At 42.3% G+C, this 25,590-nt stretch carries 28 protein-coding genes; 12 read left to right on the forward strand and 16 right to left on the reverse strand.

The annotated features are described in order from the left end of the window. Positions 1-45: 45 nt before the first annotated feature. Positions 46-1,044 (forward strand): M28 family metallopeptidase, encoded by a 999-nt coding sequence (locus NBH01_RS12805; RefSeq protein ID WP_250700137.1) that lies wholly within the window; start codon positions 46-48, stop codon positions 1,042-1,044. Positions 1,045-1,067: 23 nt separating this feature from the next. Here NBH01_RS12805 and NBH01_RS12810 read toward each other — a convergent pair whose 3' ends face one another. The 3 genes from NBH01_RS12810 to aroA all read right to left on the reverse strand — a co-directional run bounded on the left by NBH01_RS12810 (position 1,068) and on the right by aroA (position 3,671). Then, complete coding sequence (locus NBH01_RS12810) at positions 1,068-1,784, reverse strand: SDR family NAD(P)-dependent oxidoreductase (protein WP_074859118.1); 717 nt, start codon at positions 1,782-1,784, stop codon at positions 1,068-1,070. Between the two features lie 74 nt (positions 1,785-1,858). Then, positions 1,859-2,428 carry a Crp/Fnr family transcriptional regulator gene (locus NBH01_RS12815; protein ID WP_225679627.1) on the reverse strand — a complete coding sequence of 190 codons (570 nt, stop codon included), beginning with the start codon at positions 2,426-2,428 and terminating at the stop codon, positions 1,859-1,861. Between the two features lie 13 nt (positions 2,429-2,441). Continuing rightward, positions 2,442-3,671 carry a 3-phosphoshikimate 1-carboxyvinyltransferase gene (aroA, locus tag NBH01_RS12820; protein WP_172557048.1) on the reverse strand — a complete coding sequence of 410 codons (1,230 nt, stop codon included), beginning with the start codon at positions 3,669-3,671 and terminating at the stop codon, positions 2,442-2,444. Between the two features lie 200 nt (positions 3,672-3,871). Between aroA and NBH01_RS12825 the strand changes: the two genes are divergently transcribed. Continuing rightward, entirely contained in the window at positions 3,872-4,927 is a 1,056-nt protein-coding gene (locus NBH01_RS12825) for a winged helix DNA-binding domain-containing protein (protein ID WP_225679623.1), read from the forward strand. A 403-nt stretch (positions 4,928-5,330) separates the two neighbouring features. Here NBH01_RS12825 and NBH01_RS12830 read toward each other — a convergent pair whose 3' ends face one another. Beyond that, positions 5,331-5,996 carry a DUF1349 domain-containing protein gene (locus tag NBH01_RS12830; protein ID WP_008763965.1) on the reverse strand — a complete coding sequence of 222 codons (666 nt, stop codon included), beginning with the start codon at positions 5,994-5,996 and terminating at the stop codon, positions 5,331-5,333. 87 nt (positions 5,997-6,083) lie between these two features. Between NBH01_RS12830 and NBH01_RS12835 the strand changes: the two genes are divergently transcribed. Further along, a complete protein-coding gene (locus NBH01_RS12835) occupies positions 6,084-6,857 on the forward strand; it encodes a response regulator transcription factor (protein ID WP_008763964.1) in 774 nt (257 codons plus the stop codon). Positions 6,858-6,897: 40 nt separating this feature from the next. Here the strand turns inward: NBH01_RS12835 and NBH01_RS12840 are convergent, their stop codons facing one another. Continuing rightward, the gene (locus NBH01_RS12840) at positions 6,898-7,593 is read right to left on the reverse strand and encodes an HAD family hydrolase (RefSeq protein WP_008763963.1); all 696 of its coding nucleotides are present in this window, start codon (positions 7,591-7,593) and stop codon (positions 6,898-6,900) included. A 126-nt stretch (positions 7,594-7,719) separates the two neighbouring features. Between NBH01_RS12840 and NBH01_RS12845 the strand changes: the two genes are divergently transcribed. Continuing rightward, a complete protein-coding gene (locus NBH01_RS12845; protein WP_008763962.1) occupies positions 7,720-8,784 on the forward strand; it encodes a DUF2027 domain-containing protein in 1,065 nt (354 codons plus the stop codon). Between the two features lie 129 nt (positions 8,785-8,913). Here the strand turns inward: NBH01_RS12845 and NBH01_RS12850 are convergent, their stop codons facing one another. The 3 genes from NBH01_RS12850 to NBH01_RS12860 form a co-directional block, all read right to left on the reverse strand. Beyond that, entirely contained in the window at positions 8,914-9,270 is a 357-nt protein-coding gene (locus NBH01_RS12850; protein ID WP_008763961.1) for a hypothetical protein, read from the reverse strand. A gap of 292 nt (positions 9,271-9,562) precedes the next feature. Beyond that, positions 9,563-10,171: a LysO family transporter gene (locus tag NBH01_RS12855; RefSeq protein ID WP_008759728.1), complete on the reverse strand. Its 609-nt coding sequence runs from the start codon at positions 10,169-10,171 to the stop codon at positions 9,563-9,565. Further along, complete coding sequence (locus tag NBH01_RS12860; protein ID WP_008763960.1) at positions 10,168-10,455, reverse strand: LysO family transporter; 288 nt, start codon at positions 10,453-10,455, stop codon at positions 10,168-10,170. The genes NBH01_RS12855 and NBH01_RS12860 overlap by 4 nt, the downstream gene beginning before the upstream one ends. Before the next feature lie 194 nt (positions 10,456-10,649). On the opposite strand from NBH01_RS12860, the gene NBH01_RS12865 reads away from it, so the two are divergent. Next, positions 10,650-10,955: a hypothetical protein gene (locus tag NBH01_RS12865; protein WP_008763959.1), complete on the forward strand. Its 306-nt coding sequence runs from the start codon at positions 10,650-10,652 to the stop codon at positions 10,953-10,955. Next, positions 10,934-11,611 carry an ATP-binding cassette domain-containing protein gene (locus NBH01_RS12870; RefSeq protein WP_008763958.1) on the forward strand — a complete coding sequence of 226 codons (678 nt, stop codon included), beginning with the start codon at positions 10,934-10,936 and terminating at the stop codon, positions 11,609-11,611. Before NBH01_RS12865 ends, NBH01_RS12870 begins: the two co-directional genes overlap by 22 nt. Positions 11,612-11,639: 28 nt before the next feature. Here NBH01_RS12870 and NBH01_RS12875 read toward each other — a convergent pair whose 3' ends face one another. From NBH01_RS12875 to hemW, 6 genes are all read right to left on the reverse strand, one after another. Then, positions 11,640-12,653 (reverse strand): DUF4249 domain-containing protein, encoded by a 1,014-nt coding sequence (locus tag NBH01_RS12875; RefSeq protein ID WP_008763957.1) that lies wholly within the window; start codon positions 12,651-12,653, stop codon positions 11,640-11,642. Between the two features lie 6 nt (positions 12,654-12,659). Then, a complete protein-coding gene (locus NBH01_RS12880) occupies positions 12,660-15,353 on the reverse strand; it encodes a TonB-dependent receptor (RefSeq protein WP_225680543.1) in 2,694 nt (897 codons plus the stop codon). Between the two features lie 5 nt (positions 15,354-15,358). Continuing rightward, a complete protein-coding gene (locus NBH01_RS12885; RefSeq protein ID WP_008759731.1) occupies positions 15,359-16,231 on the reverse strand; it encodes a FecR family protein in 873 nt (290 codons plus the stop codon). Positions 16,232-16,255: 24 nt separating this feature from the next. Next, positions 16,256-16,690 (reverse strand): hypothetical protein, encoded by a 435-nt coding sequence (locus NBH01_RS12890; RefSeq protein WP_008763954.1) that lies wholly within the window; start codon positions 16,688-16,690, stop codon positions 16,256-16,258. Positions 16,691-16,824: 134 nt separating this feature from the next. Next, entirely contained in the window at positions 16,825-17,373 is a 549-nt protein-coding gene (locus NBH01_RS12895; RefSeq protein ID WP_061473208.1) for an RNA polymerase sigma-70 factor, read from the reverse strand. 19 nt (positions 17,374-17,392) lie between these two features. Continuing rightward, positions 17,393-18,523 (reverse strand): radical SAM family heme chaperone HemW, encoded by a 1,131-nt coding sequence (gene hemW / locus NBH01_RS12900; RefSeq protein ID WP_016268618.1) that lies wholly within the window; start codon positions 18,521-18,523, stop codon positions 17,393-17,395. Positions 18,524-18,780: 257 nt separating this feature from the next. Between hemW and fusA2 the strand changes: the two genes are divergently transcribed. The 3 genes from fusA2 (at position 18,781) to rprY (ending at position 23,453) form a co-directional block, all read left to right on the forward strand. Next, on the forward strand, positions 18,781-20,937 hold the full coding sequence (gene fusA2 / locus NBH01_RS12905) for an elongation factor G2 (RefSeq protein ID WP_008759735.1): 2,157 nt from the start codon (positions 18,781-18,783) through the stop codon (positions 20,935-20,937). A 265-nt stretch (positions 20,938-21,202) separates the two neighbouring features. Continuing rightward, positions 21,203-22,750, forward strand: coding sequence for a sensor histidine kinase (locus NBH01_RS12910; RefSeq protein ID WP_008759736.1), 1,548 nt, complete (start codon positions 21,203-21,205; stop codon positions 22,748-22,750). A gap of 1 nt (position 22,751) precedes the next feature. Then, positions 22,752-23,453, forward strand: coding sequence for a response regulator transcription factor RprY (gene rprY / locus NBH01_RS12915; protein WP_005678712.1), 702 nt, complete (start codon positions 22,752-22,754; stop codon positions 23,451-23,453). Between the two features lie 75 nt (positions 23,454-23,528). On the opposite strand, the gene NBH01_RS12920 is transcribed toward rprY, so the two are convergent. Continuing rightward, the gene (locus NBH01_RS12920; protein ID WP_008759737.1) at positions 23,529-23,705 is read right to left on the reverse strand and encodes a hypothetical protein; all 177 of its coding nucleotides are present in this window, start codon (positions 23,703-23,705) and stop codon (positions 23,529-23,531) included. 139 nt (positions 23,706-23,844) lie between these two features. Continuing rightward, the gene (locus tag NBH01_RS12925) at positions 23,845-24,291 is read right to left on the reverse strand and encodes a MarR family winged helix-turn-helix transcriptional regulator (RefSeq protein ID WP_008759738.1); all 447 of its coding nucleotides are present in this window, start codon (positions 24,289-24,291) and stop codon (positions 23,845-23,847) included. A gap of 160 nt (positions 24,292-24,451) precedes the next feature. Here NBH01_RS12925 and rpsF point away from each other — a divergent pair, with 160 nt between their 5' ends. Genes rpsF through rplI form a run of 3 tightly spaced genes read left to right on the forward strand, consistent with a single transcriptional unit; the run spans position 24,452 to position 25,529 of the window. Next, a complete protein-coding gene (gene rpsF / locus NBH01_RS12930; protein WP_008759739.1) occupies positions 24,452-24,796 on the forward strand; it encodes a 30S ribosomal protein S6 in 345 nt (114 codons plus the stop codon). A 2-nt stretch (positions 24,797-24,798) separates the two neighbouring features. Further along, entirely contained in the window at positions 24,799-25,071 is a 273-nt protein-coding gene (gene rpsR, locus NBH01_RS12935) for a 30S ribosomal protein S18 (RefSeq protein ID WP_008759740.1), read from the forward strand. Positions 25,072-25,085: 14 nt separating this feature from the next. Further along, on the forward strand, positions 25,086-25,529 hold the full coding sequence (gene rplI, locus NBH01_RS12940) for a 50S ribosomal protein L9 (RefSeq protein WP_008759741.1): 444 nt from the start codon (positions 25,086-25,088) through the stop codon (positions 25,527-25,529). Positions 25,530-25,590: the final 61 nt, after the last annotated feature.

The raw sequence follows: 25,590 nt of genomic DNA on the forward strand, positions 1-25,590 counted from the left end.
TTCTTTTCGTACTTTTGTAACATGGACTCTAAATTATATACCACGATGAAACAAAGAATTATATTATTCGGATTAATACTTGTAGGAACAGTAACTTTTGCACAGTCTCCCGAAGAAAAGGGCTTGAACACGATCAACCGTTCTTCTGCCGAAGCAACAATCGGTTTCCTTGCAAGTGATGAATTACAGGGACGTGAAGCCGGATTCCACGGTTCGTATGTCTCCTCTGAGTATATAGCATCTATCTTACAATGGATGGGAATCCAACCTCTGAACGAAAGCTACTTCCAGCCTTTTGATGCTTACCGCAAAGAGCGTCAGAAGAAAGGACGTCTGGAAGTTCATCCGGACTCTGTAGCGAAGCTGAAACAGGAAGTTCATCAAAAACTATCTATGAGGAACGTACTGGCTATGATTCCCGGTAAGAATACGAAGGAATATGTCATCGTAGGCGCTCACTTTGACCATTTGGGGATAGACCCGGCACTTGACGGAGATCAGATTTATAACGGCGCGGATGACAATGCTTCCGGTGTCTCGGCTGTATTGCAGATTGCCCGGGCATTTCTTGCAAGCGGACAACAACCGGAGCGAAATGTAATCTTTGCCTTTTGGGACGGAGAAGAAAAGGGATTGCTCGGTTCTAAATATTTTGTACAGACTTGCCCTTTTGTTTCGCAGATCAAGGGATATCTCAACTTTGATATGATAGGTCGCAACAATAAGCCGGAACAACCGAAACATGTCGTCTATTTCTATACAGCTGCTCACCCCTCTTTTGGAGACTGGCTGAAAAAGGATATTAAGAAGTATGGTTTACAGTTGGAACCGGACTATCGTGCCTGGGACAATCCGGTAGGGGACAGTGACAATGGAACGTTTGCCAAAGCAGGTATTCCTATTATCTGGTATCATACGGACGGACATCCCGATTATCACCAGCCATCCGATCATGCTGACCGGTTAAACTGGGATAAGATAGTGGAAATCACCAAGGCTTCTTTTCTTAATATGTGGAAGATGGCCAATGAAGCTTCATGGTAACTCAGCCTCACTGAAAGGCTGTTTTACATCTTGCAATAAAGGGCGGAAGGAATCAGTTTGAATAACCATGCCACATATTTCCATCTTTTGGAGATAAAGGCGACTTTTTTCCTGTCTGATATAGCCTTTTTGATTTGTTTTACGGCTTTATCGACAGGAGTAACCCAAAACAATCCTTCTCCTTTCGCCATCGCTGTATCTACAAATCCCGGACGGATGTCAGTGGTGTAGACAGCAAAGGGTAGCTTTGCCGCCTTTTGCCGCAGTCCCTCCATGTAATTGATTTGATAGGCTTTTGAAGCATTATAAGCTGGTGCTACACCGCTGCCGCGTGTTCCGCCTACTGAGGAAATGTTAATCAGATGCCCGCCTTTCTGCTGTTCAAAGTACCGGAACCCCCAGCCAGCGATATTGGTAAATCCCACTACGTTGGTCAATAAGGTCGGTTCTTCGAGCTGATAGGAGAGCTGTGGATTCAGTTCCCCCGTTCCGGCACAGATAATCAGCATATCCATGCCTTCCATTTCTTGTACAAGCGTTTCCAGCGATGAAAGGGTCGTTTCTGTGTGAGTGATGTCACATACCTGATAGAATAGTTTATCTTTATCTTGTGCGCAAATCTCTTTTAATAGATTCTCACGGCGACCGGTGATGCCGATAAGGCAGTCTTCACGGGCATACTGTTCTGCCAATCCACGACCGATGCCGGAGGTTGCGCCTACAATTATTATTTTCTTCATGAATTTAAATAGACTATGTTTGCCTGCAAAGGTAGGAGAGGAGTCTGAATAAAATCTTGATTGAAATCAAGAATTTACTTCCGAACTACTTTTCTCCGGATGCGGCTCAACGTTTCCGGACGAATAAGTAGATAGGAGGCGAGTTCTTTTAAAGTAATCAGTTTCAGCAGGTCGGGACAGCGGTTGATAATATCCAGATAACGTTCTTCCGGTGTCAGACTGTACATGGAGATCATCCGGTCATAGATTTCCCACAGAAGAGTTTCTGCAATCTGGCGTCCCAGTTTTTGGTGGTCGTTGTTAATGTCGTAGAAATCTGCCAGTTGGGAATGGTTGATCACATACACCGTACAGTCGCATAACGCTTGAATATCTACATTTGATTGGTCCTGCAACTGGAAAGCCGGATAATTCCCGACAAAAGAATGGTCGAATGTATATCCGACAATGCTGCTTTCGCCCAGACTGTTGACGCAACAATAGCGGAAAGAGCCGGAAACAACAAACCCCATGATCTTACAGGCTTCTCCTTGCCGTACAAAGTACTCTCCTTTTTTATAAAAAGTCTCTTTCCCCTGCTGTAATGTAAAATCTACAATAGGGGAATAGTTGATATGGGAAGTATATTTATTGAAATCTTCCACAGTGCGGCTATGATTAACCTTCGTTTATCACTTGGAATCCGGCAAGTTTTAAATCCTCCCAATAACCGGGATACGATTTGGAAACAACTTGCGGGTCAGCAATCAGTAAGTTGGGACAAGAGGTTACTGCCGGTGCGAATGCCATCGCCATCCGGTGGTCTTCGTAGGTCGCAATCACAGGAACCGCTTCCGGTTCGCAACGTTCGCCGTTCCACATCAATACGCTGTCATTTTCTTCTTCGATGAGGTATCCCAGCTTTTTAAGTTCGGTTCTCAATGCGGCGATGCGGTCTGTTTCCTTTATTTTCAGACTTTGCAAGCCTGTGAAGCGGAAAGGGATATTTAATAAAGCGCAAGTTACAACGAACGTCTGTGCCAAGTCCGGAATGTCAACGAAGTCTTCTTCCAGTCGTTCCGGTGCCTTGCCTGTTTTTTTGATCTTTATGCCTTGGGGAGTGAACTCCGTCGTGATCCCCAGACGGGAGAAAACTTCCGCTCCCCGACTGTCTCCCTGATAACTGTTGCGGAATAATCCCAACAGTTCAATCTCTGCTTCCGGAGACAAAGCGGCAATCTGATACCAGTAAGAAGCAGCGCTCCAGTCGCTTTCTACGGTGAAGGGGACACTCTGATACGGTTGCGGAGCTACGGAGATGCTGCTGGGTGAAGTCCATGCCGCTTTTGCTCCGAAGTCCTGCATTAATTGCAGTGTCAGATTGATATAAGGACGGGAAATGATTTCTCCTGTCAAGTGCAGTGTCAGTCCGTCTTTGAGCACAGGACCTATCATCAGCAGGGCGGATATATACTGTGAACTGACGTTTCCCTTCAGCGTGATTTCATTTCCTTTCAGCTCTGCGCCCTTGATGCGAAGAGGCGGATATCCTTCGTTATGGGTGTACTCTATTTCAGCTCCCAACTCGCGAAGGGCGTTGACCAGAATCTGTATTGGGCGTTGCTGCATACGGGCGGTGCCTGTGATAATCCGCTCTCCCGAAGTGGCACTCAGATAAGCGGTCAGGAAACGCATGGCGGTTCCGGCTGCCATGATGTCTATAGTCTCTTTACCTTCGGTCAGGGCTTTTATCATGACTTGGGTATCATCGCAATCGGACAGGTTTTCCGGCGGATAAATGCCTTTACCCAGCGCATTGATGATGAGTGCACGGTTGCTGATACTTTTGGAAGCTGGCAACTGGATTGTTGCCTTTACCATGGAAGGGGAAATAAGTTTATAGAGCATCATTCTAAGTATATTCTTTGTTATGGAGTACAAAAGTAGAGATTTATTCGGAGACTTCCAACAGCTTCTGACTCTTATTGAGAGAGTTGAAATAATATCTGTACCGATGTTTCTGCTGATATTTGGTTTATCAATTAACAGTTTATAATGAATAGTTTGCGAAGAAACTTTATATTTGTGGCAAATAAAATAACTAATTTATGAATATACCGAATATCCGTTTGCTGAATCAGCAGTTATTAAATCCACTTTTTCGTGAACCTAAAGAGTTGGTATCCTGGATGGGAGCCATGCAGGCACAGAACTATTCCATAGTGAAGTGGGCAGTAGGGATGCGTCTGAAATCGGCTACAATTCAGGCAGTAGAGAAGGCGTTGCATGAAGGAGAAATTCTGAGGACTCATGTGATGCGTCCTACGTGGCATCTGGTGGCGGCAGAGGATATCCGCTGGATGCTGAAACTTTCCGCGCAACGTATTATTTCGGCAAATGATTCTTTTGCGAAAGGATATGATCTGGACATCCCAAATGAACTCTATACGAAAGCGCATGACCTGTTGGAGAAGATTCTTTGTGGAAAGAAAAGCCTGACAAAACAAGAGATTGCCGAACACTTTAACCGTTCGGGGATTGTGGCGGACAATCGCCGTATGACTCGCTTTATGGCACGTGCGGAGCAGGAAGGCATCATTTGTAGTGGCGAGGACAGAGGAAGCAAATGCACGTACGCACTTTTGGAAGAACGGGTTCCGCCGATGCCCGAACTGACGAAAGACGAGTCTTTGGCGCGCTTGGCACGGAGTTATTTCCGTAGCCATTCTCCGGCAGTTTTGCAGGATTTCATTTGGTGGTCGGGGCTGCCGATTTCGGATGCAAAACAGGCTGTTTATCTGATTGCTTCGGAACTGACAACCGAACAATGGAAAGAACAGACATGGTATATTCATGACACCTGCCGGACTCGTGGCAAACTGTCGGGACATATACATCTTTTGCCCTCCTATGATGAATATCTGCTGGGATATAAAGACCGGACGGATGTTCTGCCTCTTGAACATTATCCCAAAGCGTTTACTAACAACGGACTGTTCTTTCCGATTGTCCTTCATAACGGTCAGGTCATAGGAAACTGGGATAAATCGGAAAAGAAGAAAAGTGTCGACCTGAAATATTCATGGTTCAGACAGGTGGCCGATATGGATGAAGAAACGTTGGAACGGGAGCGGCAGAAGTTTGCCCGTTTTTTGGGAAAATAGCTTGATGGGACACTGGTAAAGTGGGAGTGTTTAGTGGTAAGTTCCGTTAGGATATGGAACTGGGTTCTGTTACTATCCATTAGCCGACGATAGTTACTCATTAATCACATAAATAGCGATTTTTTTTCGTTGCACCTAGGTGAGACGAAAGAGTCACCTAGGTGCTTCAGTTGTTTAACCAAGGTGAGACAATTGTTGTACCTAGGTGCAACGGAAGAAAATAGCCAAGAATGACGATCATTTTGGCTGATGGAATACTTGTTTAGCCATACATCTCCCTAAAGTGTAGTTGTTCTGAGTGAATCGCTATTGATTGGCTCAACAAGACTGTCCGTGAAGTGTGATTGTGTACCATCATTTTGCTCCGCCATCTAAGGGAGCTTGTTGGAAGAACTGTCTTTCTTTATTTGTCGGCTTGTTTTTTAGCCCATTCCAGTCTCCGCTGATCTGCCAAAGGAGTTACCTTAAATTCTTCGAATGTGGCCGTGAATCCCTTTCCGTCCGGGCAGGCTCCCATTAATCCGACCATAACCGGACAATTATCCTGCAACCAGCAAGTACGTATCATCGTATATTCCTTATCATCGCGGGAGAAGAAAATCTCCACTGCATCCAGTCGGCGGACCGCTTTAATCCATAAAGAACGAGGAGCATCCGGCAGTTGCACTACACTCCAGTCGCTGGTGCGGTGGGTGACTACGGCACTTACATTCTGTTTGCCGTCTACGTACTCTACCCCTGCCTTTATCCAGTTCTCGTGGTCGATGCGTAACATCAATCCCATTTGGTCGAAAGTAGTCACATAATTGCCGGTTATTTTCACTTTCACCTCAAACTCTCCGCCATAAGTAGCATAGTAGAAAGGTCCGTCGTCTACCGTAAATCCGTAGTGGGAAATCCGCCAGAAATCGGTTTTCGCCGGAACGTCCATCACTAAAGCCTTGCCTTCTTTTATTTCCCATTGCTGAGGCTCATTCAGCCAGTTCATTTTGTCCAGACTTTGTGCCATAGAAGAAGTTGCTGCCGCCAATAACGCGATTGACATGATTTTGATTTTTAAATGTTTCATGTTCGTTTCTTATTTATTTATCTTTGTGGTGCAAAGATAGGTCATGCCTGTCCTTGCGACAATACTGAATAATAACCATTTTATACGATGGACGTACTACAAAAAGAAATTGATGAAGTCTATGCTACGCATCCGACAGCGCACGAAGCACTGGATAATGGAATAGTGGAACAACACCAGCAGTTTGTCCGCTCATTGACGGAAGTTAATGGAGGGTGTGCTGTCATTTCCGATCTTTCGAACCGGAAAAGTTACGTTACTGTCCATCCGTGGGCGAATTTCCTGGGACTTACTCCCGAAGAGGCGGCTTTAAGCGTAATTGATTCGATGGACGAAGATTGTATCTACCGGCGCATTCATCCGGAAGATTTGGTAGAAAAGCGTTTGATGGAATACAAGTTTTTCCAGAAGACTTTTTCCATGTCTCCCGGCGAACGGCTGAAATATCGGGGCAGATGCAGACTGCGTATGATGAATGAAAAAGGCGTTTATCAATACATTGACAACCTTGTGCAAATCATGCAGAACACCCCTGCCGGCAATGTTTGGCTGATCTTCTGCCTTTATTCCTTATCTGCCGACCAACGGCCGGAACAAGGCATTTATGCTACGATAACCCAGATGGAACGTGGGGAAGTAGAAACATTATCCCTTTCGGAAGAGCACCGCAATATCCTTTCAGAACGCGAAAAGGAAATACTGCGCTGCATACGGAAAGGGCTGTCGAGTAAAGAAATAGCAGCGACTCTTTATATCAGTGTGAATACGGTCAACCGCCACCGACAGAATATTTTGGAAAAACTTTCTGTCGGCAACTCGATAGAAGCCTGTCGGGCAGCGGAGCTGATGAAATTGCTGTAATATTCCTTGAATTTATCCGGGATTTATCCAGATAGAGTATTTATCCAAGTAAAGATAGCAGATCATCGAGTCTTTTCACCTGTTTCAAGCGTTCGTGTGCGAACGTTTCCGTTACTTCATGCTTCCACATGACTTCAAAAGGAATATGTACTCCGTATCCACCTAAAGATAAGACCGGCTGAATATCCGATTTAAAAGAATTGCCGACCATCAAAAGTTCGGAAGGAGCTATTTGCAGAATACTCAATAGCCGGAGATATTCTTTTTCCGTCTTGTCGGACATCACCTCGATATGGTCAAAGTAAGGAGATAATCCCGAACGTTCCAGCTTATTCTCCTGGTCCAGCAAATCTCCCTTTGTAGCTACTACCAACTTGTATTTTCCCGTTTCTTTCAGCGTTTTCAGCGTTTCCTTGACTCCCGGAAGTAATTCGATAGGCATTTTCAACAAGGATTTCCCTAAATCGACAATTTGCCGAATAATGTCGGCTGCAATCTTTCCGTTGCTGATCTGTAATGCTGTTTCGACCATTGAAATGGTAAACGCCTTGGCGCCATATCCCAAAATTTGCAGATTATTCATTTCTGTTTGGAATAAGGCGGCTGAGATTTCTTTGGAGGTGCCATACGGTTTCAGCAAATCCGTATACTGTTTTTCCACTTCCTGAAAAAAAGGTTCGTTACTCCACAGCGTGTCGTCTGCATCAAAAGCTATGACTTTAATAAGTTCTTTCATCGGTCTTGTCGTTAATGGGGGACGAGAATCGTTCCGTTATATTTTGCGGCAAAGTTACTGTATTTTCATATAAATCCCTATCTTTGTTACCCGTTTTAAGTTTGAATTTTAATAGGAGATACAATAATGAAAATAGGAGATAAGGTGCGTTTCCTCAGTGAGGTAGGCGGTGGAATCGTAACAGGATTCAAAGGAAAAGACTTTGTACTGGTGGAAGATGCGGATGGTTTTGATATCCCGATGCCGATACGTGAATGTGTCGTGATTGAGGCGGATGATTACAATATAAAACGCAAGCCTGCCGCGACAGCTCCGAAGCAGGAGGAACCCGCGAAGCCGGCCAAACCGGAAATGCCGGTTATACAGCGCCAGCCGGAAGTGCGTGGCGGTGATACGTTGAATGTGTTTTTGGCTTATGTGCCCGAAGATGCCAAAGCGATGATGACTACTCCTTTCGAGGCATATTTGGTGAATGACAGCAATTACTATCTGTATTATACTTATCTGAGTGCGGAAGGAAAGGCTTGGAACAACCGTTCACATGGACTGGTAGAGCCGAATACCAAACTGTTACTGGAAGAATTCACCAAGGATGTATTGAATGAAATGGAACGGGTAGCTGTCCAGCTGATCGCTTTCAAGGATGGAAAGCCTGCTGCCATCAAACCTGCTGTCAGCGTAGAGCTGAGGATTGATACGGTGAAATTCTATAAACTGCATACATTCAGTGCTTCCGATTTCTTCGAAGAACCTGCTCTGATTTATGATATTGTGAAAGATGACGTGCCTGCCAAGCAGGTATATGTGTCGGCGGAAGAGATTCAGTCAGCTTTGTTGCAGAAAAAGTTTGTGGATAAACCCAAGTCGCAGCCTATTATGAAGCCCAACCACGGTCAGAGCGGAAAAAATGGGATTATTGAAGTAGACCTTCATATTGATTCTCTGCTTGATGATACGCACGGAATGAGTAACAGCGAAATTCTGAACTACCAACTGGACAAATTCCGTGAAGTAATAGAGGCGAATAAAGAGAAGCGTGAGCAGAAAGTTGTGTTTATTCACGGAAAAGGAGACGGAGTGCTTCGGAAAGCCATTATTGATGAATTGAAACGGAAACACAGCAATTACCGTTATCAGGATGCCTCTTTTCAGGAATATGGTTTCGGGGCTACCATGGTGACTATCAAATGATTCCGGTGTACTTGTAAATGATGCTGAAAATGTATTTGCCGGAATAAAGTCCGGCAGGTGGGATGAGATAAAAAGAAGGGTGGAGAACTTGACCGGTCTCCACCCTTTCTCTTGCTATATGATTCAATTTTACTTACTTAGGTCGATGCCTTTATTCAGTAAAGTAAGGTTCATCAAAGCGGCATATTTAGCATATTGTTCAGCGCTGAGCGTCTTTCTCATAAGTTTCAAGTTGCCGTATACAGCGTTGCGCAATTTTGCTTCTTTATCTTTCTTGGCTGTAGTGGCTCTTGACATCTGTTCTGAGAAATAATCGCAGATGTTTGCTACTTCTTCGCTCTGAACAGAGTTTAACTGCAAATATTTACCTAATTTATTTACGTTGATGTTACCTTCCCATTTTGCAGTTGTAGGTTGGTTTCCTGCTGCAAAAGTCGAAGCAGCGAGGCAGAGTGCTGCCACTAATGTTAATCCTAAACGTTTCATAATACCTACTTTTTAATTGTTATACCTAAAAACTATTCCTAAAAAACAAATCTAATACCTATTGAAAACTGATCTAATCGCTTAGTTTTTTCTTTTTACCTATGCAAATATAGCGATATGTTTTATAGCATAAAAATAAAGAAAAGGAAAAGATTTTGTTTCGGTTGATTTCTTGATGTAAATCAAGAAATCAACTGCTTTTTGATACAAAAAGACCTTATTCTGAAACATTTTTGCAATACGTGTGCGGAAACGAAAATGTAATATAACTGAATTTTAAGGAATATTGCTGTTAAAATGATATTGAGCAAAGGAAGGTGACGAGAAATGGAACACTGAAATCAACTACAAAACCATGAAAGATAGAAATGATTACGAATTCTTTTCCGGAACATCGGGTGATGATGGGAAGAGTAGTGTCCATTGTGGTAGCTCCTCCTACAGAAATAGGGGCCAGCTTGCCGAAATACTTCACGAGTAACGGGGCTCCCAGCAATGCTATGATTTCACGCATGATGTTGGATAACAATGCGATTGTTCCCAATTCCGGACCTTTATATTCGGTGATGAATATACTCGAAAGGGAATAGTAGCCGAATCCGGCTCCCACTGCCATACAGTCTGAAGAGGTTCTTTGGCTCATGAAAATGCCTGCTACGGCGCATCCTGCCAATGTCCCCAGTATCGTCATGACGGGGAGAAACATCAGGCGGGGATTCAGAGAACGGAAACTTTTCAGTGTGTTGGGATCATTACCGATACTGATACCTACGCAGAACATCAGTCCGCAAAGGGCGTAATAGCTTAGTTTGCTATCCGTAAAATCGTAAGGAATCAGATGATAAAACCCGCAAAGGGTACCGAGAATGAAAAATGAGACGATGATCAGACTTCCTTTCATACTTCCGTCTCCTTTCCTTTATTCCTTATATATAATAGGTACCAGAGTCCCCATGCGCAAAGTATACTGCCGGTCACTGCCGCCAGTGTGATAATGAGTGCTTCGAGTCCCAATGTATGCAGTCCTTTGATGATAGCCTCGTTTCCTCCTACATCAATCCCGAGGAGGAAGAGCAGGACCCATATCAGCAGGGTGATTATTTTATGTATCCAAGATAGTCTTTTATTACGTAACAGGAAGCCAAAAAGCATTCCTGTCAGCATAATTCCGATGATGATAAACATAGTAAGTGCCTGTTTTTGGCTGCAAAGATAATTGAAATAGATCGTTGTTCCTAATTAAAGTCGGTGGAGACGTTCGTAAAATGAAAGGAAACTTTCAGCGAATTTGGAATAAAAACAGAAATTGAAGCCTGGTTTTTAGTAAGATGTCTAATTTAAATTCATATATTTATAGCCGTCAAATTAATGTAAGATATATGCGGAGACTAAAACTATATTATTTGTTTTTCCACAGTACGTTGAAAATAAACGTTCCGCTGTCTATATTAGGTGCACTTATTGTATCAAAAGCTGACTGGAGCTTGTTTTGGGAAGCTTTTCCTTATCTATTGGGTGGCTGGGGAATTGTTGCCAGTTTGCTTTATAAGGAGTTTCTTGAAAAGGAAGCCTACTTTTTCTATTATAATTCCGGAATTCTGAAACGGAACTTGATTGTCTTTGTGTTTGCTGTATATTGGTCTGTACTTTGGATTGTAAAATTATGCATCACTTGCTTGAAATAGATAGTATTATTAAGAATTTCGGTACCAGGCAACTGCTGACTGATGTTTACCTGAAAATAAATACAGGTGATGTTATTGGATTGTTCGGCAGGAACGGTACAGGAAAATCCGTGTTGATGCAAATAATCTTCGGAACAATGAAAGCAGACCGGAAATTTATCCGGTTGGATGAATGTAAGGTCCTTTCGGCTCCTTACCAACATGCAAGGACAATAGCCTTCCTGCCGCAACAAGGCTACTTGCCCAAGCATGAAAAGATAAATAAATTGGTAGACTGTTACCTGGATGCTAATGTCGTTCCCTATTTTTATGAGGATGATGAAGTTGCCCAGTCGTGTATGGAACGGCGTGTCTCCCAACTTTCCGGAGGTGAACGGAGATATTTGGAAGCTAAGTTGCTTTTGCTGGGCAATGCTAAATTTGTCCTGTTGGATGAGCCTTTCGATTATTTATCCTTTCATTTGGTAGATAAACTGATCGGGTTAATAAAAAAACATTCGGAAGAGAAAGGGATAGTGATTGCTGATCATAATTACGAAAAAGTCTTAGAGGTTGTCAATCGACTTGTCTTGATTCGGGAGGGAGTATTGATGGAACTAACTGATAAGCGGGGATTGGTGGAGCAGGGGTATCTTTTAGATGAAAGTTACTTATGAATCCTGCTCCTATATTTATTTTTGCAAGTCATTTCGGGTTATTTTCCCTGATTCGAACCGTTTGAGATACTTCCGTGCTGATACCTATCATTCCCGTACCTCCATGTACATTACTGGGATATCTGAGAGGTTCGTTAATTGTTTCGTCATAAACGTCGGAATCGACTAGATTGAGTGCTTTCAGATAGTAATATTCTGTTTCCGTGATACTCAACAAACGGATGATGACATCCATTCCTTCATAATATCCGTTGTAATTGTTGTTGTATGGGATGGCGGGATCGTTGTAGACCGTCATTGTATAGGAGGTATCTCTAAATCGCGAATCATCAAAGACACCATAAATGTTTTTAGCTGTGTCGAACAGTCCGTTGTCTTCGTCATCTCCTGTGGAAGGTTGACCGTCTGTCAGTACTATGTCTTCGCGTCCGATAAATGAATAAGTGATATGCTTTGTCCAGTGAAGGTAATCTTCTCCTCCTTCTTCGTGGTTGTATCCCCATAGTCGCATTTGTTTATCTACTACAATGCGGTAGAAGTTTGCCTCGTTCGGGCGGTCTTTAAAAGTTATTTTGTAGCGCATGTAGTCTTGAGTATGTCCGTTTTGTATTAGCGGGACGGTGAGCGTGTCGATGTTTTCTATTTTATCAAGGCGTTGCGGAACGGTGACTTCTGCCCAGGCATGATATTTGCCGTCATCGGTCATGGCATCAATACGCACTACTTCTCCCGAAGCAAATTTGCCTGTGATGTTGAACCGGCATTGCTTGTCATACTCAGTTTCCATCGGGAGTGGGCGCAAGGTCTCTCTTAACTCTCCGTTGACGTGAACCTCTACAGTGGCATTTTCAATGTGGTTGGCATAGTCTTTTCCCGTCAGGTTAAGGAATAAGACATTTGTCAGACTGTCAGCGTTAATGAATGCATTCATTACCAATTTAGGAGGATTATCCTTTATATTAAAAGGGAGTTCATTTTCACAAGATACTGTCACCAGTATTATAACTAGCAGGATAAGCGGATGATATATATAAGTTTTCATGTTAACTTAGAATTTGTAAGTGTAAGTAAAAGATGGAATGCAGGGGAGCAGGGTATATTTTTTGATCACACTTTTTCCATCGTCATTATGAGAGCGAAATACCCATGCCGGATTCATGGAGTTGTATGCATTATAAAGACTGATGTTCCAGATACGCATTCCGTGCTTGGTCTTTTTATTGAAATTAATCCCTATGTTCAACCGGTGGCTCGCAGGTAGCCGGTAATTATTGCGATGTTCTATGTAATTGGCCTCTCCAACATTAGGGGAATTGTTATAAATAGGATTGTAGTAGTTATCAAATCCCAGAATAAAGCCATTGTTTGCTCCATTGCCAGGACGGATGATGGTTGTTTTGTCTTCGGGAATAGTACTGGTTCCTCCTGTGTAAAACACCCACGAGGCACCGATGTCAATGCGTTCGCTGAATTTATGGTTGAGAGTCAGATTAATATTATGGCGCCGATCATATTTGTATGGAAATCGCTCTCCATTGTTGATAGCACCTTTAGCAAATTTGCGGTCGCTTTTGGATAAGGTATAAGACAACCAGCCTGTTGTCTTCCCGAGCGTTTTTTGAGCCATAAATTCAATTCCCATCGAACGTCCTTTCCCCATTTCAACTTTGCTTTCCCATCCGGTGGAAGAACCGAAAAAACTGACTCCGTCTTTATATTCCAGCACATTGTACATGTCTTTGTAATAGCCTTCTACTGAGAACTCCCAACCTTTGATACCTGTATAATATCCTCCCAATGAATACTGGTGAGATCGCATCGGTTTGATTTTTTTTGTGACAGGCACCCATAAATCAGTAGGCATAGCGATGGGCATGGAAGAAAGCAGATGTACATATTGGCTCATCTTTGTATAAGATGCCTTGAGGATTACGTCTTTACTTAGTTGATAACGTGTTGAGACACGCGGCTGCAAAGAGAAATAACTTTGTTTTTGTACTTGAAACAGAGAAAAGTGTAATCCAAGATTAAGCCGTAGACGAGTACTGATTTTTAGGTTATCTTCTGCATAAGCTGATACTTCATGTGCATAAATCCGGCTGTTGTTCATACTGTGGTAAGTAGTGTCGCGAAATGCCTCAGAGTCTACCTTGTCTGATATTTTGGAGGTCATCACTTCCGGACGAAAACGGTGATAGATATATCCTGCTCCAAATTTAATATGGTGCATAGGAGATGGGTTGTAATCAAAATCTATCTGATAATTCCAGTCATTGATACCTGAACGATAGTCTGAAGAGTATCGGTTGATGAAGGTTGTGTTATTGGTGAGTGAATATTGATGATTCGAATATGCACTTACATTGAATAGGTAGTTGTTGTAGGAAACTGTCGTGTTACTAAACAGGCGATTATTGAAAATGTAGTTCCATCTGGCGGAAATGATTGTGTTTCCCCAGTTCATTTTACTTCCGTCCTTGAAATCGCTATTATCATCATATTGGGTAGCGAAGTGATCTTTCCCGTTATAAGCACTCAGATATAAACGGCTCCGGTCGGAAAACTTGTGATTGATCTTTGCATTGATATCATAAAAGTAATAGTTGTATTTCTCATCATCGGGCATGAATGGCTTGGCTATTAAATCAATATACGAACGTCTGGCGGATATGTTGAATGATGTTTTGTCTTTCACAATCGGTCCTTCCAAATTTATTTTGCTGGTTAGCAAGCCGATACTGAGTGTCCCATGATATTTTTTCATATCCCCGTCATTGGTGCGTACGTCAATGACGGAAGAAAGGCGTCCGCCGAAGCGTGCAGGAAAGGAACTTTTAAATAAAGTGACCTTTTTGATAGCTTCAGGAGTAAAGACGGAAAAGAAGCCGAACATATGGTCTACGTTATATACCGGAGTTCCGTCAAGTAAGATCAGATTTTGGTCGGGACTGCCACCACGTATATATAATCCAGCCGATCCGTCTACTCCTGCCTGTACTCCGGGCATTAACTGAATGGCTTTCATTACATCTGATTCTCCTAATATACTTGGAGTATTCTTGATTTGCACCATTGGAATCTCGACAGCTCCCATCTGTGTGGCAACTGTCCCTGCTTCTGCTTTATCTGAAACGACCACTACTTCTTCTAATTGTGCGTTTCCTTTCATACGAATATTCAGCAGAGTATCTTGAGCAAGGATGAAATGATGGGTTTCTGTGGTATATCCCAAATAAGAGAAACGTAATTCCGTTTCTCCTTCGGGCAGAGTGATACTATAAAAGCCGTAAGGATTGGTAGTAGTGCCTTGATATTGATGACTCTCAATGATATTAGTACCAATCAACGTCTCGGAAGACGTCCCGTCGGTAACATATCCGCTGATAGTAAACTTGCGGCTTACCGGCTTTTGCACCCTTTTCTTTTGCAAGAGAATGTATCTCTCAGAGAACTTGTAACTGATCGGCTCATTCTTGAATACGAGATCCAGTATCTCATGCAAAGGCATATCTTTCACTTTCAGATTGATTTTATGACTGATGCTGATTTCTTCACTGTAGATAAAAGAATATCCTGTAGAGTTTTCGATTAACTTGACGAACTCCTTCAATGTAGCATTTCGCAATGTGATTGTGAGTCGGGCATTTGCATTCTGTGCGTATGCCTGTGCGGTGATAAGGATCACCATACCTATCAGAACGAGCGTTCTGACAGGTAGGTGTCCTTGGTGAATAGTTCTCATTTAGTCTAGTTTTTAGTAATAGTAATCTGTTGAGTGTTTCGTGAATAGTTGAAATAACCGGCATTATGCAGTACAGATAAAATCGCATCCAAGTCTTCTCCATTACGGAATCGCGCTGTGATCCGATAATTTTGCAAGGTTGAGTCGGCAATGTGAATCGTTGTTCCGAATGAGTTGGAAAGTTCGCGGGCAATCTCCTGCAACGGCAGATCATCGAATATGAACTCCCCGTGACGCCATGAAATTTCATCTCCGGCATTCTCCAGTACCTTGCGGGTAAGCTTTTGTTCCACCTTATTATATATAGCCACCTCATTCGGTTTCAGCACCATGCGTACTGAGTTGTTTTTATTGCTGACTGCAACCGACCCTGTTAATAAAGTCGTCTTTACATCCGGATTGTCGGGATAGGCGTCCACATTGAAGTGAGTGCCCAATACTTGAACGTCAATTGTTTCTGTTTGCACTATAAACGGATGCTTTGAGTCTTTACTTACTTCAAAATAGGCTTCTCCGCTCAACTCCACTTCCCGGTCATCCGATTTGAACCGTTCCGGATAGGAAAGGGAAGAATAATGGTTTAGCGTGACGGAAGTGCCGTCGGGCAGACGGACGGTACGTGTTTCTGCCAAAGTGCTAACAGTCTGTATGGTTGCCGGCTGCATGTACAGATAAGCTGTCCATACCGATAGACACAGTAAAACTACTGCTGCCGCTGCCGCAAATGTGCGTGTCAGATACAACCGGTGGTTGCGGAAATTCAGCTTTTTCTCCAGCTGCGGATAGCTGGATGCTGCTGAAAAACGTCCTCTCGGTGAGCGGGTGGAAGCGATGAGCTTGTTCAGTATGTCTTCTAATTCTCTATCGGTATATTTCATATCTTTTTCTATTTAGCTTTCTTTCTAATTCCGTTTCAGCAGAATCGTCAGTTTGCTTACACTGCCTTCTTTCCACTGAGGAGTACAGGATAAGGTAATGTTCTGCTGTTTTAGTACCATCTTTTTGGGATATAACTTAATGGTGGTCGTTGCCGATTTCTGTCCCGCCTTGATGGTGACTTTGGTTTCTGTCAGTTTCATAATCGGTGCCTGTCCCGCCGGCAAAGCAGGAGTGGCAAGTAGCACTGTCCTGTCTTCTTTGGATTTGTCGGTGGCAATAATTTTAATCTGCAACTCACTCTCGGATTGATTCTTGTCACATTCTACTGTTCGGGTAGATTTTTCAAATCCTACATAATCCTTAGGATAATTGTCATTGTCGTTGTTGCAGGAAAATAGGCTCAGGCATGCTGTTAAAAGGACAAAGAGTCCAACGTTTGCGTCATTAAACTTTTTCATCATTCAATCTTTTTTAGTGATTAATCGGTTTATTTGCTGATAAAGACCGGAGATTGACAGAAACTCCCTACGCCTTTTGTGCAAATAAAAGTTAATATAAAAAAGAAGTGCTGAACGGTTCGGGTGATATCCGGTTACCCACTGGACGAAATCATCTCTTTCAGCCGGGTGACAGCTTTTTGTAGCTGGGCATCAACTGTCTTTATGCTGATATCCAATTCTTCTGCTACTTGGGCATAACTTTGTTTTTCTTCACGGATACGGATGAATATTTCCCGGCAACGTTCCGGAAGCCGGTCGAGTGCTTTCACATAGATTGCAAACAGTTCTTCACTGATTAATGACTCTTCCGGAGAATAACTTCGTTCCTGTGGCTCCGGCAGGGAATCGGAATGGATGGTGGCGTACTTCGACTCTTTTTCCAGATAATTGAGAGAAGCGTTCTTGACCAGAATAAAGCAATAGTCCTCGATGTTTTTCACATCAAGAAGGGTGTCGCGCTGCTTCCAGAGTTTGAGGAAGATGTCGAGTACGATTTCCTGCGACCATTCTTCCTGTTTCACATAATAGTATGCTATGCGGAAGAGTCGGTCGTAAGTCATGTTATAGAAGTCGCGGAAGGCTGTTTGCGAGTCCAGTTCCTTCATTTGCCGTAATAACTTCCTTACTTCTGATTCGGTCATCGGCTGATCGTTTAGTTTTTTAATTTACCCAAAGCAAGTCGCTCATAATGCTGTCGGAGATGAAAATTCCTTCCCGTGTCAGGCGTAAAGCCCCCTCGTGCACTTCCAGTTTCCCATTTTCCAGATAGGGGGCAGACATTTTCCGGCAATATTCCCACAGTTCATTACCGAACTCTTGTTTTAGTTTTTCTATAGGTGTTCCCCATACGGTGCGTATGGTGGTAATGATAAATTCGTTGTAACGGGTCGTTTGGTTTAGATTTTCTGTCTCAAAGTCGCGTTGGTTTCTTTCTATACCTTTTATATATAGGTCGATGGAAGATACGTTCCATTCGCGTGTTGCTCCATTGAATGAATGTGCGGACGGTCCGCAGCCCAAATATGGTATTCCCCTCCAGTACGAAGTATTGTGACGGGAGTATTTGTCGGGGCGGCAGAAATTGGATATTTCATAATGCTCGTATCCTGCATTCTGCAAATGTTCGATCAGCAATGTAAAGAACTGCAGACTGGAATCTTCGTCTACTTCCTCTATCTGATGCTGCTTCAACATATTATATATAGGTGTATCTTCTTCGTAAGTCAAATGGTAAGCAGAAATATGCTCTACATCCAGGCGGATAGCTTGCCGGAGGTCGTTTTCCCACCGTCCCTTTGTTTCGCCCGGCAGTCCGTAAATCAGATCAATGCTGATATTCTGAAATCCCGCTTCTCTGCACCTGCGAACAGCTTCGATGGCTGTTTGGGAATTATGGCGACGTTTCAGTAATCGTAGTGTCGTATCATCAAAAGTCTGTATCCCCATGCTGATACGGTTGAAAGGGAGCGAGGATAACATCTTCAGATATTCCTGTGACAGATCGTCCGGATTGGCTTCCAGAGTAATCTCCCGGCAGTGTTCCATTCCGTAATTTTCCCGTATAGTTTCAAAGATGCGTTTAAAATCAGCTTCCTCCAGTTGAGAGGGAGTTCCTCCTCCGAAATAAATGGTTTCTATAGGTTCGCCTTTCAGATATTCTTTCCGCATTCCCAGTTCATGGCAGAGGGCGTGCACATAACGCGTCTTTAATTCGCTGCGGGTAGTCGAATAAAAATCGCAATAGATGCAACGTGTCTTACAAAAGGGGATATGAAGATAAATACCTGCCATAGTAGATGTTTAGTTTGTTACCAATTGATTATAGCCTGCAAATTTAAACCTTTTTTCTGAGCTATTGATACAATTAACGGGAATTAGGTATAAGTTTGGCCTGTCTGGTAACCATAAAACGGACCTTATGTTACATAACATTGTTTAGTAACACTGTCATAAATATTGCTTTTCCCCCAATAAATCCCTAATTTGCGCAACACTAAATTAATGGTATGCGAGAAACATACTGAGTAATTACTAAAATCTTATATATTATGAAAGTATATCAGACTAATGAAATTAAGAACATTGCCTTGTTGGGAAGTTCTGGCTCTGGGAAAACCACTCTCGTGGAAGCGATGCTTTTCGAGAGTGGTGTTATAAAACGTCGCGGATCTGTTGCCGCAAAAAACACAGTTAGCGATTATTTCCCTGTTGAACAAGAGTATGGTTACTCCGTTTTCTCTACCGTTCTCCACGTAGAATGGAACAATAAAAAGCTTAATATTATAGACTGTCCGGGTTCGGACGACTTCGTTGGCAGTACGGTAACTGCACTTAATGTGACCGACACAGCAATTATTCTTCTCAATGGCCAATACGGCGTCGAAGTCGGTACACAAAATCACTTCCGATACACTGAAAAATTGAATAAGCCAGTTATTTTTCTAGTCAACCAGCTTGATAATGAAAAATGCGACTATGATAATATCCTCGAACAATTGAAAGAAGCGTATGGATCTAAGGTGGTTCCCATCCAATATCCTATTGCTACCGGTCCGGGCTTTAATGCCTTGATTGACGTATTGTTGATGAAAAAATATTCGTGGAGACCCGAAGGCGGTGCTCCTACGATTGAAGATATACCGGCAGAAGAAATGGATAAGGCTATGGAAATGCATAAAGCATTGGTAGAAGCCGCTGCCGAAAATGACGAAGGACTGATGGAGAAATTCTTCGAACAAGATTCTCTGACAGAAGATGAAATGCGTGAAGGTATCCGTAAGGGTTTGATCGCCAGAGGTATGTTCCCTGTATTCTGTGTTTGCGGTGGTAAGGACATGGGCGTTCGCCGTCTGATGGAATTCCTTGGCAATGTAGTTCCTTTTGTGTCTGAAATGCCGAAAGTGGAAAACACAGATGGTAAGGAAGTGGCTCCGGACGTAAACGGTCCCGAATCTTTGTACTTCTTCAAGACGAGTGTCGAGCCGCATATCGGTGAAGTATCTTACTTTAAAGTAATGAGCGGCAAGGTTCGTGAAGGTGATGACTTGCTGAATGCCGACCGTGGTTCGAAAGAACGTATCGCTCAGATTTATGTCGTAGCCGGTGGTAACCGTGTGAAAGTGGAAGAACTTCAGGCGGGTGATATTGGTGCTGCCGTAAAACTGAAAGATGTGAAGACAGGCAATACACTCAACGGTAAAGACTGCGATTATAAATTCAACTTTATCAAATATCCGAATTCTAAATATTCCCGTGCTATCAAACCGGTGAACGAAGCGGACGTGGAAAAGATGATGACCATCTTGAATCGTATGCGTGAAGAAGATCCGACATGGGTGATCGAGCAATCGAAAGAGTTGAAGCAAACACTGGTACACGGACAGGGAGAATTCCATTTGCGTACGTTGAAGTGGCGTCTGGAAAATAATGAAAAACTTCAGGTTAAATTTGAGGAACCGAAGATTCCGTATCGTGAAACGATTACGAAGGCTGCCCGTGCCGACTATCGTCATAAGAAACAATCCGGTGGTGCTGGTCAGTTTGGTGAAGTTCACCTGATCGTTGAGCCTTATAAAGAAGGTATGCCTGTGCCCGATACTTACAAGTTTAATGGACAGGAATTTAAGATTACCGTGAGAGGCACTGAAGAAATTCCATTGGAATGGGGCGGTAAGCTGGTATTTATTAACAGTATCGTAGGTGGCTCTATCGATGCCCGTTTCTTGCCTGCTATTATGAAAGGTATCATGTCACGCCTGGAACAAGGCCCGTTGACAGGTTCGTATGCCCGTGACGTACGTGTAATCGTATATGACGGTAAGATGCACCCGGTAGACTCAAATGAAATCTCCTTTATGCTTGCCGGACGTAACGCATTCAGTGAAGCCTTCAAGAATGCCGGTCCGAAGATTTTGGAACCGATTTATGATGTGGAAGTATTTGTTCCGTCCGACAGAATGGGTGATGTGATGGGAGATCTTCAAGGGCGCCGTGCCATGATTATGGGTATGAGCAGCGAAAAAGGTTTCGAGAAACTTGTTGCTAAAGTACCTTTGAAGGAAATGTCTTCATATTCGACAGCGCTTAGTTCACTTACCGGCGGACGTGCTTCATTTATCATGAAGTTTGCTAGTTATGAACTTGTTCCGACAGATGTTCAGGATAAGTTGATTAAGGATTTTGAAGCTAAACAAACAGAGGAATAAACAATAATTCTCTCAAAACTGTTAAAACCGTTGTCTTTTTTAAGTAAAAGGCAGCGGTTTTTGTTTAACTATGATTAATAAAGATGGAAAATCGCAAGGAAAAGATTTAATTTTTTATTAAATTTGCAAACCAAAGGAGGAGTTATATTGTTGTAGTAATCAGAATACAACCTAAATAGCTCTTTACGGTTAATTTCCGGGAACTTCCGGTTAAATCAAGTTAATGTGTTAGGAGTGTTAATTAGGGAGTGTTAATTTTGTTGCTATGAAGAAGTCAACAATTTGGATATTAAGTATTGTAATGGGGCTTTCTTTCCTTAGTCTGTTGTATTTGCAGGTCAGTTATATAGAGGAAATGATGAAAACCCGGAAGGAGCAATTTGATTCGGCTGTGCGCAACAGTTTGGATCAGGTTTCCAAGGATGTAGAATATGCAGAAACTATGCGCTGGTTGGTTGAGGATATTTCGGATGCTGAAAGAAAAGCGCTGACTGAAAACAATACTTCATTAGGGCAGAATAATGTAGTTCGGGGGACACAGCGATTTCAAGTGAAGTCACGGGATGGCAAGATTATTTCTGACTTTGAATTGAGGGTGATGAAGATCAAACCGTCTGAACTTCCTAAAGCGATGGTACGTGGACGAAACACGATTCCTCAGACTTCTAATTCGATGTTGGAAGCTATCAAGAATCGCTATATGTATCAGCGGGCACTGTTGGATGAAGTAGTGTTGGACATGATTAGACGTGCGAGTGACAAGTCGATTGGTGATAGAGTACGGTTCAGGGACCTTGACGATTATCTGAAATCGAACTTATATAATAATGGTATAGACTTGCCTTATCATTTTGCAGTGATTGACAAGGATGGACGTGAAGTATACCGTTGTGCAGATTATGAAGCAAAAGGAAGTGAAGAATCCTATCAGCAGGCATTGTTTAAAAACGACCCCCCTGCAAAGATGAGTATTCTGAAAGTGCATTTCCCGGGAAAGAAGGACTATATTTTTGATTCGATCAGTTTCATGATTCCGTCACTGATATTTACGTTGGTGTTGTTGGTGACATTCATCTTTACGATTTATATCGTATTCCGCCAGAAGAAGTTGACGGAGATGAAGAATGACTTTGTCAATAACATGACGCATGAGTTCAAGACGCCGATATCGACTATCTCGCTGGCAGCGCAGATGTTGAAGGACCCCGCGGTAGCAAAATCACCGCAAATGTTCCAGCATATATCGGGAGTCATAAATGATGAGACCAAGCGCTTGCGCTTTCAAGTGGAAAAGGTACTGCAGATGTCAATGTTCGACCGGCAGAAGGCAACACTGAAGATGAAGGAAATTGATGCAAATGAACTGATTTCGGGAGTGATCAATACCTTTGCACTGAAAGTAGAACGATATAATGGTAAGATAACATCGAACCTTGAGGCAGCCGATCCTGTTATATTTGCAGATGAAATGCATCTTACCAATGTGATCTTCAATCTGATGGATAATGCGGTGAAGTATAAGAAAGCGGAAGAAGATCTGGAACTGAAAGTGAAAACGTGGAATGAATCGGGAAAACTGATGATTTCGATACAGGATAACGGTATCGGTATCAAAAAGGAAAACCTGAAAAAGATATTTGAAAAGTTCTATCGTGTGCATACGGGTAATCTGCACGATGTGAAGGGCTTTGGACTGGGGCTGGCTTATGTGAAGAAAATTATTACCGATCATAAGGGGACCATTAGAGCAGAAAGCGACCTGAACGTAGGAACTAAATTTATTATTGCATTACCTTTATTAAAAAATAATTGATATGGACGAGAAACTGCGTATTTTATTATGCGAGGATGACGAAAATCTTGGCATGCTTTTAAGAGAATATTTACAGGCAAAAGGTTATTCTGCTGAGTTATATCCTGATGGAGAAGCCGGTTATAAGGCTTTCTTGAAGAATAAATATGACTTGTGCGTGTTTGACGTTATGATGCCTAAAAAGGATGGCTTTACGTTGGCACAGGATGTCCGTGCTGCGAATGCTGAGATACCTATCATCTTCCTGACTGCAAAAACGCTGAAAGAAGATATCCTGGAAGGATTTAAGATTGGTGCGGATGATTATATCACGAAACCATTCAGTATGGAAGAGTTGACTTTCAGAATTGAAGCTATCTTGAGACGTGTTCGTGGAAAGAAGAACAAAGAAAGCAATATCTACAAGATCGGTAAGTTTACTTTCGATACTCAGAAACAAATTCTGGCTACAGAAGGCAAGCAGACGAAGCTGACTACCAAAGAATCTGAACTTCTCGGACTGCTTTGTGCACACGCTAATGAAATTCTGCAACGTGACTTTGCTCTGAAGACTATCTGGATTGATGATAACTACTTCAATGCCCGTAGTATGGATGTGTATATTACGAAGTTGCGTAAGCACCTGAAAGAAGATGACTCTATCGAGATTATCAATATTCACGGAAAAGGCTATAAGCTGATCACACCGGAAGTTGAATCTTAATGAGTACTCCGATAACCAAAAATAAAAAATCCCGGAAACATTCGTTCCCGGGATTTTTTATTGATTTCTAATAAATTAATCAGCGATCTTCTTATTAATGACAATATAAGAAATGAGTCCCAGTACTACGAGGAATACTGAACTGCCCAAAACCGCGTTGTTGTTTACATTGCCGGTAAAGGAACAAGCCAACAGGATGACCACTCCGATCAAGATTAATATCAATCCCAAATTCTTTAATAAGCCTTTCATGCGTGTGTATTTTAATAGATTATAATATTCCAGTCACAAATTAAAGCATAATTCTTTAACGGGCGAAATAATTTAGGTGAAAAATCCATTATAAAGACAGATTTAGTGGATTTTATGAATTAAACGATTGTTTTTCTGTTTAGTCTTTGGTATTGTAGAATACCTTTTTTAAGACCTCCTGCCCGATGCTCAGTTCTTCGAGAGTGATGCCATGCAGAGCTTCCTTCAATGTTTGTCCCGCAATGATGCGTGCCTTCTCTTCCAGTTCTTTTCCGTCTTTTGTCAGGTGGATCAGATTGGTGCGGCGATCTTTTTTGTCGGAAATACGTACTACAAGATGCTGCCGTTCCATGTTGTCTATGAGACGGGTCATGCTGGGTTTGTCTTTAAAAGTTGCATTGCACAACTCTTGTTGTGTAACGCCGTCTTTTTCCCATAGAAAAATAAGAACCGTCCATTGCTCTGGACTGATTTCCAGACCGTTCTGACGGAAATTGCGATATAGCTTCCGGTTGATTGCTGCGGAAACCTTACCATTTAGGATGGCGAATATAAGCCGGATATCGAAATTAAATTGCTCTATCATGAAATTATTGTTTAAACAACTTTGCAAAGGTAAGCCACTTCCCGGATAATTCCTACATTAGGATACAAAAAAAGATTAAATATTTGTAGTTCAAAATAAAATGCCTAACTTTGCACCCGCATTTTAAAATAAAATAAATTATTTATTTAATTAAACGAGTATGAATCAATACGAAACCGTTTTCATTTTAACTCCCGTTTTGTCTGATGTTCAGATGAAGGAAGCGGTAGAAAAATTCAAAGGTATTCTTCAAGCTGAAGGTGCTGAGATTATCAATGAAGAAAACTGGGGACTGAAGAAATTGGCTTATCCAATTCAGAAGAAGTCAACAGGTTTTTATCAATTGGTTGAGTTCAATGCAGATCCTACTGTCATTGACAAGTTGGAACTTAACTTCCGTCGTGATGAACGCGTTATCCGCTTCTTGACTTTCAAAATGGACAAGTATGCTGCGGAATATGCTGCTAAAAGAAGAAGTGTTAAATCAAACAAAAAGGAGGATTAATCATGGCACAACAGACTCAATCAGAAATCAGATATTTAACTCCGCCCTCAGTAGACGTTAAGAAGAAAAAATACTGTCGTTTCAAAAAGAGTGGTATCCGTTATATCGACTACAAAGATCCTGAATTCTTGAAGAAATTCTTGAACGAACAAGGAAAGATTCTTCCACGTCGTATCACTGGTACTTCTTTGAAGTTCCAACGTCGTATCGCACAGGCTGTGAAGAGAGCTCGTCACTTGGCATTGTTGCCTTATGTAACTGACATGATGAAATAAGAAGGAGGAAAAGTATGGAAATTATATTGAAAGAAGACATCGTAAACTTGGGTTATAAGAACGATATCGTAAACGTGAAATCCGGATACGGTCGTAATTATCTGATCCCGACTGGAAAAGCTATCATCGCTTCTCCTTCTGCAAAGAAAATGTTGGCTGAAGACTTGAAACAACGTGCTCACAAACTTGAGAAAATCAAGAAGGATGCTGAAGCATTGGCTGCTAAGTTGGAAGGCGTTTCTTTGACTATTGCAACAAAAGTTAGTTCAACAGGTACTATCTTCGGTTCTGTAAGCAATATCCAGATTGCTGAAGCATTGGCAAAACTGGGTCACGAAATTGACAGAAAGATCATCGTTGTAAAAGACGCAGTGAAAGAAGTTGGTAACTACAAAGCTATCGTTAAACTTCACAAGGAAGTTTCTGTAGAAATTCCTTTCGAAGTAGTTGCTGAATAAGAGCAAATTTACTTCATATATTAAAAAAGCGATTTGTTCTGATGGATAAATCGCTTTTTTT

Source organism: Bacteroides sp. B1-V-101, assembly GCF_023656585.1.
Classification (GTDB): domain Bacteria; phylum Bacteroidota; class Bacteroidia; order Bacteroidales; family Bacteroidaceae; genus Bacteroides; species Bacteroides thetaiotaomicron.